A 10350-nucleotide genomic window follows, 5' to 3' on the forward strand; every position below is an offset into this window, starting at 1 on the left:
GGTCCGATCACTGCACGATATTGAGGATGCCGCGATACAGCGTCTTCTGCCCGGTTGCGGGCAGCGTCGCTTCGATCGCGAAGGTGTAGGCGCCGTCGGTGCTCACCAGGACCGCATTCGGATCGGCCGTGTTGTAGCCGCGCCACTCCACCGTGTGGTCGATCGGGGCGTTGCTGCCATCCTTCGCGGTCTGCGATTCGTTGTTGACCAGCACGATGGCCGACGGACTCGCGGGATCGACGATGCCCGGCGGCAACAGGGTCACCCGCACCGTCGCATCCAGGCTGATGCGATACACGATCTTCGCGTTTTGCTCGTAGCTGCTGGTGATGAGGTAGGGGTCGGAACGCACCTCGATGTTCGGGGCTGCGCTCGTTCCCGTGATCTGCACGATCGGCGAGAACACGTAGATGCCGTTTGTCCGCATGATCTGGCCATCGTCCACCCACACGGTCGCGGGCACGGTCAGCAGCACGCCGTTGGGATCACGACCGTCCCAGTAGACCCAGTTCGAGCCCGCCGGGTAGTAGACCTTCTGGAACACGTAGAACGGCGCGCCGCTCTGCGGCGTGACCAGCAGCGACGCGAGGGTCGGGCTCTGGAACGTCACGTTGAGCTTGTACTGCTCGCCGGTGTAGGGATTGAACGTCGTAGGCGGGGAGCCGATGCCGCCGGTGTTGTTGGTGTCGACCGGCGGCACCGGGGCGTCGTAGACGAACGGATCGAGGCCATCGGTCGCGGTCAGCACAGCGCGATACGCGCCCTGCGGGATCAGCTGCGCGGCATCGTCGCGGCCGTCCCAGCTGAACGCATTCGACCCGGCGACGAAGGACTGGCTCCACTGCCGGACGACCACGCCGTCGGAGTCGCGCTTGATCTGGAAGGTGACGGTGCCGCCGCGATTGAGCGTGAACGTGCCGGAGGCCGGCGTGGTCGACACGATCGGCCGCACTTCGCGCACGCTCAGCGCGAAGCTCGTCAGGTTGATCGCCGGCAGGAACGGTTCGGCCGTGAGGTAGCCGGTCGTGTTGACCGTGGTCGCCGACGATGGCGTGGTGTTGATCGTGGCGGCGATCCCGGATGGAGATGCCGTGCCCCACCAGTTGCCCGTACCGTTCAAGGTCTGCTTCGGCGCAACGTAGTTGACCGTGTAGACGTTGTAGGACGCATTGGCGAACAGGCTGTTGCCGTTGACCACCGGCTGCGGATTGTTGGCCGATGTGCCGGCACCCGCCGCGTCCGCGTAGATGCCGTACGTGTTGTTCGAGATCTCGTTGCCGAGGTTGATGGTCGGGTTGCTGAGCTTGGCGACATGGATGCCGCTGTCGCAGAAGCGGATCAGCGAATGGGTGACCGTGCCCTGCCCCGAATTGAAGAAGACGCCCTTGCTGGCGTATTCGACGCGGGCATAGTTCAGCGTCGCCGTGCCGCCCGTCGCGACTTCGATGCCGCCCCAGTCGCCCTTCGCGGGGAAGTCCTTCGCGGATGTGAAACGCACCCGCTGCGTGCTGGTGCCCGACGCCTGAAGACTGCCGGAGACCACGATGCGGCGCGCGGCGACCGAGCGGATCACCGTTCCCGAGGGAATCGTCCAGGTCACGCCGGAAGACACCGGGATGTCACTGAGCATCAGATAGTCGCCGGCGGCCAGCGTCGAAGTCGCGGTCACCGGCCCCACGAGCGTGCTGCCAGTGTAGGCCGCCGTGCCGCCGGCGGCGTTGAGGAACCCGGCGTAGTTGACGTAGGGCGAAGAACTGCTTGCACTGCGTTCCCGGATCGTGGCGATGATCACCCCGGGGTCGGCGCTTCCCCACCAGTTGCCGGTCGCGTCCAGCACGACCGTGTTGTTGTTGTTGAAGTTCTCGGTGTAGAGGTTGTACGTCGAGTTGCCGTAGAAGCTGTTGCCGTTGATCACGGGCAGCGGATTGTTGGCCGCCGTCGCGTTGCCGGTGACGCGGATGCCTTCGGAATTGCTCGTGAAGACATTGCTGCCGGAGATCGTCGGGCGACTGTCGGTGGAGACCAGGATGCCCTTCGTGTTGCCCTGGAACTCGTTGTTGCCCGAGATGAGCGGCGCGATGATGGCCGACGAACTGGTGCCCTTCGTCTGCACGCCATTGGCGCTGTTCAGGAATTTCGAATACCGTGCCGATCCCGTGCCACCGTTGAAGTAGAGACCGTTGGCTGCGCAGTAGACATCGGCATACTCGATCGACACGCGTCCAGTCGAGCCCGTGGCTTCGATGCCTGGCCAGTCGCTGCGTTGCGGCGACGAGTTCGTGCACAGCGCAGTGCTCGGTCGCAGCGTCACGCGTGCGGTCGAAGACCCGCGGATCGCGATCTCGCCGCCGTTGGTCAGCAGCTTGTAGTTGCCGGTGACACTCACCGTCACGCCCGGCTGGATCCACAGCGCGCCGGTACTGCTGATGGTCTGGGTGCCGTTGATCGTGTAGGTCGGCGCACTGCCCGCCGTCCACACCGTCGGCACCGAGATGGTGCCGGTCGCGTAGGTACGCGCGATCGAATTGGTGTAGGTCGTCTGGACCGTGTTCGATGCCGGGCTGGTGTCGGGTCCACTCGTCGCGACCGCATAGACGCTGTTGAGGCTGTCCTCCAGCGGCACCCAGGTCGAGAACGTGCCGCCGGCCGTCGCTGTCACCGCGCGGGTGTAGCGCCCGTTGACGTAGAAGTTGACGGTGCTGCTCGCCGGCGCCGTGCCGCTGAGCGTGATGGGATTGGCCGTGGTCGTCGCCGGCGGCGTGGTGATGACCGGCGCGGCCAGCGTGACCTTCATGACGATGTTGCGATGGGTCGACGCCGTCGCGTTGGCGGCGTTCGACACGGCAATCGGCCGATCGAGAATGCGGGGCGCATCCTGCCGCACGCGAAACGCCGCCGAATGCGCCGGGTAGAACCGGCCGTCCTCGACAGCCTGGATCGTGTTCATCCCGCGCACCGGGGTGAAGGCGACTGCGAAGTCCCCACTCTCGTTGGCGACGGTGCGTGCCACCACCTCGCCATTCGCCTCGATCCGCACCGCCTGTCCCGGGTTCGCGATGCCGGACACGCGCAGCACGCGGCCGAAGTTCGACGATTCCGGCGGGTAGAGTTGCAGGTCGTCTTCGGCACCGTGGCTCTTGGGCACGATGACCAGACCGGCCAGCAGGCAGACGATCGCGACGACGGCCATGACGCCCGGCCATCGCCTGGCCGGGATCGCAGCGCCGAGGGAAGCCGGATTCGGAACTTGCATGGGGTGATCTCCGGAAACGGGGAGAAACAGCGTGCTGCGTGCTACTTGCTGCGTGTCGATCAGGAAGCCGGGGTGACGCCGTTGTTCCAAGGTCTGCCGCCAACAGGCGGTCGTCGACGGGAACGGAACCATCGCGCCATGGCCGCCACCGTCAGGCTCGCGACCAGCGCAAGCACCAGATAACGCATGCCGCCGAAACGGGACTCGGTCCCGATGGTGAACGCATGCCAGAAGGCAAGGCCGAACACGGCCGGCCAGAGCAAGTGGATCGCCTTCCAGCGACGGCCGCCCCGGGACGTGCGCCAGCCGGCGAAGACGGTGACGCAGACCAGCCAGAACGCGACCACGCCGAGGCCGATGTTGAATTTGTAGAAGCCCTGATCGAACACCGGCAGCAGCAAGTCCCACGCCGGATGCCCGGTGCGCATCGAAGTGGCGACGAGGAAACAACCGACGTGCATCAGGATCAGGCCCGCCGTCGTGAAGCCGAGGCGTCGATGCAGGCGCAGATCGCTGGCCGGGAATCCGGGCAGCATCGGCGCATGCCGCGCCAGCGCGAGCACGCACTGCGTCCAGAACAGGCAGAACGCCAGCAGGCCCGCCAGCTTGGCGACCAGATACAGCTGCTGACCCGGCGGCATGCCCCCGAAGCGGACATACGACAGCGGATGCTGGACCGACGCCAGCCAGACGATCAGCGGCGCAAAGCACACCAGCGCGAGCACCATCCGGACGATGCGGGTCGTGGTCTGCGTCATCATTTGGCGCTGCTCCCGGGTGCCGCAGGCTTGACCGCCTCGGCACTGTCCTTGCAGGCCTGCAGCGAGTCCATGCATCGGGCGAGTCGCTGGTGCGCGGCGACGGGCGTCATCGCCTTCGGGCCGACGGTCGGCAGGCCGTCCGCGATCCAGCCCTTGATGCCGTAGGGATTGAGGATCACGGCATTGCCGATCCCTGCATCGCGCAGCGAGCGCGCCATCTCGAAGCCCCGGAAATCCTTGATGCAGTAGCTGACGACGTAGTCCACGCCGCGCAGCTTCGCCAGGTCGTCCTCGCCCAGTTCGCGCAGCTGGATGTTGAGCGCATCGGGAATGTGGGCTTCGGCGAATTCTTCGGGCTCGCGCACGTCGACGAACGCCACCGATTTGCCGGCCTTCATCTCGGCGAGCAGGGTCTCGATCGGCAGTTCCGGGACCAGCGGTCCCTGCGCGTCCTGGCTGGCGAGCGCGTGGCAATCGACCTTCAGGCTGTCGGCGTCGAGGGCCTTGCCGCTGGTGCGCTGGGCGTGCACCGCATCGAAGACCCGATCGTAGAACGCGAGGTAGCACTCCGGCGCCACCGAGTAGCGGCCGTGACGCTGCTGGATCGACCGGAAGGCGGTCTCCACGGCCGGCGACTCGGCCGCGTCCGGGTTGCCCCAGTAGTTGACCTCGATGTCGCGGACGATCGTCGCCATCCGCAGCAGGTCCGGGTCGGTCAGTTTGTAATGCTCGACCACGGCCTGGAAGGCGGCGTGGTCACGATCGCGGCGCAGCGGCGAGGTCGGCACGTCGAACGCGAGCCCGGGCACCAGCGGCTTGCCTTGCGATACCACCTTCAGCGCCGCGCCCGGCACGGCGTGGCGGGTCATCAGCCAGGCGGTCGCCCACTTGTCGGGCCCCAGACCATATTCGGTGACCACCGCTGCCTGCGGGTGGGTGGAAACGCCACACCCCGCCAACAGCAGCCATGCGACCAGACACAAGGCAAATCGCGCGGTTCGTCTCGGCACTTCCGACATCCAATGGTCATCCTTGTTCTGGTTGCCGTCGATCCTGGACGACGCTCGGCGCGCGGATTGAGACCGGATCCAGCCCGGGAACTCCCGGAAGGTTCGGGGACAACGCACCGCACCCTGGGCGCGGACGCAGGAATTTTCGCGGACGCTATCACAACGCAAACGCGTCCCGCTACGGGAATGTTCACCGCGAGCACGAGCGCATCCCTTGGCAGTGGCCTGCAGGGATGCCTGTCGGACCTGGATCGTCGAAACAGGCTTGCCACCGCCGGGACCCGCGTCATCGGCAGCGGTCGGCGTCGATCGTTCCCGCCATCCGTTTCACGTGGTGATGGCCGTGCTGGCTGCCGCCGCCGGAACGGCCGTAGCCAGGGTCGTCGTCGCGGTCGCGTCAGGAGGAGCGTCGAGCGTCGTCGCTCACGAACCGGCCCCGCTCGTTTCGTTCCTGGTCGATCCGCGGCAGGCAGGATGGAAGATCTGCTGCATCGGGCGCGTCTTGTCGTCGTCGAAATCCGCCGTCCGGTACTGCACGAGCAGCGTCTGCACCTCGCGGTGATCGCCCTGCGGCAGGACGTCCTCGTTCGCCGAGGTGCCTTCCGTTTCGGTGATCTCTCTGGACACTTTCACCTTCGCGGTTGGCGTGACCTTGATGACCGTCGTCTTGTGCGTTGCCTTGCAGGGCATGTGCTCCGCTCCTGTGCGCCGGGATTCACCCCGCGCAGGAAAATGCAACCTTCATGCCGGCACCACGATCGACACCGTCGACTGCGTTTCCGCTGCAACGATGGCGGGATCGAAAGGCAAGACCTCTGCACGTCGAGCCAGCGAATTTCCGCACATGCAGTGAACACATCCGAAGCACAGCGCGAAGACGATCGATGACGTCCGCGCAACAGGCCATGTGCGCATGAACCGATCCGGCGCACCTGAAACGAGGCGGACGCACGCAACCCGGGATCGCGCAGTCTGCGCCCGACGGCCGGGCTTGGCGCGTGCAAGCGCCCGACGTCGCGGCCGCGCCAACCGCCCGGCGTTTTCTTCTACAATCGGGCCAGAAGGGGGATGAGCATCATGGTCGACGAGGGGACACACCCGGACGGCGCCGCGTTCGGCCCTTTCCGGCGCACATCGCTGCTGGGCGAAGGCAGCCATGGCACCGTGTGGCTCGCCAGCCAGGCGGTGCCCAGGCGCAACGTCGCCCTGAAGATCCTCAACGGCAGCCTCGCCAGTCCCGAACTGGCGGCGCGCTTCCGCCATGAAGTCGAGCTGCTGGCGATGCTCGAACACCCCGGCATCGCGCGGCTGTACGAATCGGGCGCGGTCGACGGCCCGTCCGGGCCGGTGCCGTGGCTGGCGATGGAGTACGTCGACGGCCGCCGCCTCGATGCCTGGGCCGCATCCGCACCGCCGCTGCGGGAACGCATCCGCCTGCTGGAAGCGCTGTGCCGCGCGGTGCATTTCGCCCACACGCGCGGCGTGATCCATCGCGATCTCAAGCCGTCGAACATCCTCGTCGATGCGCAGGACCAGCCGCACATCATCGACTTCGGCATCGCCACCGCGCTCGAACGCGGCGACCTCACCCGCGTGACCACCGCCGGCGCGGTGCTGGGCACGCTGCCGTACATGAGCCCCGAGCAACTTGACGGCAGCGCGCCGGCGGATCCGCGCTGGGACGTCTACGCGCTCGGCGCGATCGCCTACGAACTGCTGGGCGGCGCGCTGCCCTACCCCGGCCTCACCGACACCACGTCGGTGGTCGCCGCAATGAAGCTGGTGGCCGCGCGCGCGCCGGTGCCGCTGGGCCGCATCGCGCCGGCGACGCAGGGCGAGCTCGACACCGTGGTGATGAAGGCCATCGCCCACGATCCCGCGGACCGCTACGGCTCGGCCGCGGAACTCGCCGACGAACTGCGGCGCTGGTCCGAAGGCCGCCCGGTGGAAGCCGTGCCGCCTGGCCTGTGGCGCACCACGCGCCTGTTCGTGCGCCGTCACCGCGCGCTGTCGATCTCGGCGGCCATGATGATCGCGACGCTGGTCGTCGCGACCGTGGTGTCCACGCGCATGGCGCTGGCCGAAGCCGAAGCGCGACGCATCGCCGAACTGCGCCTGGCCGAACGCGACGCGGTCAACGACTTCCTCACCGACATGCTGCATTCGGCCGATCCCGAACAGGGCGCCGGCAACGACCTGCGCATGCGCGAGTGGCTGGCGATCACGCGCCAGGGTTATCTCAGCCGTGCGTCGCGGCTGCCCGAAGGGGCACGCATGGCGCTGGCATCGACGTTGGGCACGTCGCTGCTGCACATGGGCGAGGCCGACCAGGCGACGGACCTGCTGGAAGCCGCCGACGCGCTGTCCACCCGCCTGCGCGGCGAATCGGCCTTCGACACGCAGGCGATCCGCATCAACGCCGCGGCCGCGATCGATCCGAAGACACATCCGGGTGAAGGCGAGAAGCGGCTGCGCGCGATCCTGCAGTCGGCCGAAAAACGCGCCGACGATCGCATCGCCGTGCGCGCCGGCATCGCACTGACCACGATGCTCGAAACGGAAGGTCGCATCGACGAAGCGCATGCGCTGGCCACGAAGACCGACGCACGCGCGGCGCGCGCCCTCGGCGCGGACGATCCCGACGCGCTGACCGCACGCCACAACCGCGCCGGCCTGCTGAAGTACCGTGGCGAATTCGCCGCCGCCGAGCCGCTGGCACGCGAGGTGTACCAGCGCCGGCGGGCGACGCTCGGCGCGCACCATCCGCTCACGCTGTACGCGTACAACCAGTTGGGCGGCATCCTCGACCGTCTCGGCAAGACCGAGCAGGCCGAAGCCATCTACCGCGAGACCTACGCCGCGCGGCGCGAGACGCTGGGGCCGCGGCATCCGAGCACGCTGGTCACGCTCAACAACCTCACCGCGCTGCTGATCCAGCGCGGCGCACTGGAGGAAGCCCGCCCGCTGCTGGACACGCTGGTGCAGGCGACCACCGAACGCTTCGGCGACGACGCGCCGAACACGCTGATGGCGATGAACCAGCGCGCCTACGTGCTCGAAGACCTCGGCAAGTTCGACGAGGCGGAAGCGCAGCTGCGCGCCATCGTCGCCGTGCAGGAAGCGCAGGGCGGCGACGTACATCCCGAACGCCTCGCGCCGCGCAGCAACCTCGCGATGCTGCTGTCCAAGCGCGGCCGCCACGACGAAGCGATCGCGACGATGCGCGCGGTGCTCGACGACGCCACCGGCGCGCTGGGCGCGGGCCATCCCTACGTCGGCATCTTCCGCAGCAATTTCGGCGAGATCCTCACCCGTGCCGGCCGCAAGGCCGACGCGGTGCGGGAACTGCGCGCGGCGCAGGCCATCCTCGAAGCGAACCTCGGCGCCGACCACGCACGCACGCGCAAGAACCGCGAACGGCTGCTCGCGGCAGGAGCGCCGGCATGATGCGGTGGTGGCGACGGTGGCGCACCGCCAGATCCGCGCCGTCCGGGGAGACCCGCGAACTCGTCGCCGCGCTGCAGCGTCAGGTCGACCTCGCGCAGGCGCTGGAAGCGGAACGTCGGCGCATCCACGACGACCTGCACGACGACATCGGCAGCCGCCTGCTCACGCTGCTGCATCGCGTGCGCGAACCGGAGCACCAGCAGCTGGTGCGCGAAGTGCTGCAGGACCTGCGCGCCATCCTCGCCCGCGAACGCGGCGTCGAAGGCACGCTGCTCGAAGCGCTGGCGCAGTTGCGCGAGGAAGCCGAACAGCGGCTCGACACCCGCGACATCGCGCTGGACTGGCGCCAGGCCGACGACCTGCCCGATCCGCCACTCGATCCGGCGCAGGCCATGCACCTGTTCCGCATCGGCCGCGAAGCGATCACGAATGCCCTGCGCCACGCGGCGGCGCATCGGCTGCGGGTGGTGATCGATCGCGTCGGCGACGACCTGGTGTTCGAAGTCACCGACGACGGGCAGTTCGATCCCGCGCGCATCGGCAGCGGACGCGGCACGCGCAGCATGCAGACGCGCGCCGGGGAACTGCACGGCGACATCCGCTGGCAGGCCGGCACGCTCGGCGGCACCAAGGTGCGCCTGCGCTTTCCGCTGCCGGATGTCGCTCCCGCATCGACGGGATATCCCGCAGGCATCGACACGGAGAGCATGCCGCAATGACCGCGATCCCGGCCCACGCGCTGATCCTGGAAGACCTGCCCGACGTGTCCGCGTGGCTCATGCGCCTGCTCGAACAGCGCTTCGCCAGCGTGCAGGTGGCCTGCGCCGGCACGCTCGCGCAGGCGCGGCGGCAACTGGAGACCGGCCCGTCGCCCGACGTGGCGCTGGTCGACCTCGGCCTGCCCGACGGCAGCGGCGTCGACCTGATCCGCCGGCTCGCGATGGAGCATCCGCGCTGCGTCATCGTGGTCACGACCCTGTTCGGCGACGACGCGCACGTGTTCCCCGCGCTGCGCGCCGGCGCGCACGGCTACCTGCTCAAGGACCAGCCCGAGGAACGCCTCGGCGCCGCGCTCGACGGCATCCTCCGTGGCGAACCGCCGCTGTCGCCTGCCATCGCGCAACGCCTGCTGCGCGTGTTCAACGCGCCGCCGGAACCGCTGCACGCCGGCGCCGAGCAACTGACCGCGCGCGAACGCGAAGTGCTGGTGCTGGTCAGCAAGGGCTGCCGACTGCCGGAACTCGCGGAACGGCTGGAAATCAGCCGCCACACCGTGTCCGACCATCTGAAAAGCATCTACCGCAAGCTCAACGTCAACAGCCGCGCCGAAGCCGCGGTGGAAGCGGCGCGACTCGGGCTCGTCGCGCGCATCTGATGCACATCTGACGCGCGGATGCTACACGCAGGCGCACGCGCGATCCGTCACGGCGGCTGCGGCATGGCGTCGCGACACGCATCGCCGCACACCACGAGGCACCGTCATGCCGGGCGATGCCGGTTCAGTCGGGCAACCCCGTCGACAGCGGCGTCGAGGCCTGCCATTCGTCGACGAGATGGGCGACCCCGTGCACCTTGCAGGCAAGGTCGACGAACACGGCGATCACCGACGGCGACGATCGCATCAACTCGGCGATGTCGCCCGTCGCACTCGTGAACGACACGAGCAGGTCATCGCCCTCGCGCTTCGCACTCGTCCAGAAACAACCGACCGCGACATGCCCCGGCGTCTTCGACCGCAGGTCGGGATGCGCATGCCGGAACGCGAGCAACACCGGATCCGGCGCGAACTCGAACGTGAGGCACTCTGACCTGCGTACGGATTTTGTAGCCACTCAGGCGGTGAGTCCTGTGGTGATGGTATCGGGTTCGGACCAGTTCC

General features: G+C 68.0%; 8 protein-coding genes. 3 read left to right on the forward strand and 5 right to left on the reverse strand.

Features of this window, described 5'->3' with window-relative positions:
• Positions 1-7: 7 nt before the first annotated feature.
• From ACT53Q_RS11735 to ACT53Q_RS11750, 4 genes are all read right to left on the reverse strand, one after another.
• Positions 8-3253, reverse strand: a complete 3246-nt coding sequence (locus ACT53Q_RS11735; RefSeq protein ID WP_476186817.1) for a FlgD immunoglobulin-like domain containing protein — start codon at positions 3251-3253, stop codon at positions 8-10.
• Positions 3254-3312: 59 nt separating this feature from the next.
• Positions 3313-3981: a ferric reductase-like transmembrane domain-containing protein gene (locus ACT53Q_RS11740; protein WP_476186818.1), complete on the reverse strand. Its 669-nt coding sequence runs from the start codon at positions 3979-3981 to the stop codon at positions 3313-3315.
• A gap of 29 nt (positions 3982-4010) precedes the next feature.
• Positions 4011-4997: a chromate resistance protein ChrB domain-containing protein gene (locus ACT53Q_RS11745; protein WP_476186819.1), complete on the reverse strand. Its 987-nt coding sequence runs from the start codon at positions 4995-4997 to the stop codon at positions 4011-4013.
• A gap of 450 nt (positions 4998-5447) precedes the next feature.
• Positions 5448-5714, reverse strand: coding sequence for a hypothetical protein (locus ACT53Q_RS11750; protein ID WP_476186820.1), 267 nt, complete (start codon positions 5712-5714; stop codon positions 5448-5450).
• Positions 5715-6092: 378 nt separating this feature from the next.
• Between ACT53Q_RS11750 and ACT53Q_RS11755 the strand changes: the two genes are divergently transcribed.
• The 3 genes from ACT53Q_RS11755 to ACT53Q_RS11765 are packed head-to-tail and all read left to right on the forward strand — an operon-like array spanning position 6093 to position 9846.
• The gene (locus ACT53Q_RS11755) at positions 6093-8471 is read left to right on the forward strand and encodes a serine/threonine-protein kinase (protein ID WP_476186821.1); all 2379 of its coding nucleotides are present in this window, start codon (positions 6093-6095) and stop codon (positions 8469-8471) included.
• Positions 8468-9190 carry a sensor histidine kinase gene (locus tag ACT53Q_RS11760; protein WP_476186822.1) on the forward strand — a complete coding sequence of 241 codons (723 nt, stop codon included), beginning with the start codon at positions 8468-8470 and terminating at the stop codon, positions 9188-9190. The genes ACT53Q_RS11755 and ACT53Q_RS11760 overlap by 4 nt, the downstream gene beginning before the upstream one ends.
• Entirely contained in the window at positions 9187-9846 is a 660-nt protein-coding gene (locus ACT53Q_RS11765) for a response regulator (RefSeq protein WP_476186823.1), read from the forward strand. The genes ACT53Q_RS11760 and ACT53Q_RS11765 overlap by 4 nt, the downstream gene beginning before the upstream one ends.
• 124 nt (positions 9847-9970) lie before the next feature.
• Here ACT53Q_RS11765 and ACT53Q_RS11770 read toward each other — a convergent pair whose 3' ends face one another.
• Entirely contained in the window at positions 9971-10240 is a 270-nt protein-coding gene (locus ACT53Q_RS11770; protein WP_476186824.1) for a hypothetical protein, read from the reverse strand.
• Positions 10241-10350 lie beyond the last annotated feature (110 nt).

This window comes from Lysobacter sp. DMC97, from assembly GCF_056313745.1.

What these genes read in the sequence shown, in the direction of transcription:
- ACT53Q_RS11735 (WP_476186817.1), bottom strand. Translation starts at nt 3,253, where the DNA reads ATGCAAGTTCCGAATCCGGCTTCCCTCGGCGCTGCGATCCCGGCCAGG.
- ACT53Q_RS11740 (WP_476186818.1), bottom strand. Translation starts at nt 3,981, where the DNA reads ATGGTGCTCGCGCTGGTGTGCTTTGCGCCGCTGATCGTCTGGCTGGCG.
- ACT53Q_RS11750 (WP_476186820.1), bottom strand. Translation starts at nt 5,714, where the DNA reads ATGCCCTGCAAGGCAACGCACAAGACGACGGTCATCAAGGTCACGCCA.
- ACT53Q_RS11755 (WP_476186821.1), top strand. Translation starts at nt 6,093, where the DNA reads ATGAGCATCATGGTCGACGAGGGGACACACCCGGACGGCGCCGCGTTC.
- ACT53Q_RS11760 (WP_476186822.1), top strand. Translation starts at nt 8,468, where the DNA reads ATGATGCGGTGGTGGCGACGGTGGCGCACCGCCAGATCCGCGCCGTCC.
- ACT53Q_RS11765 (WP_476186823.1), top strand. Translation starts at nt 9,187, where the DNA reads ATGACCGCGATCCCGGCCCACGCGCTGATCCTGGAAGACCTGCCCGAC.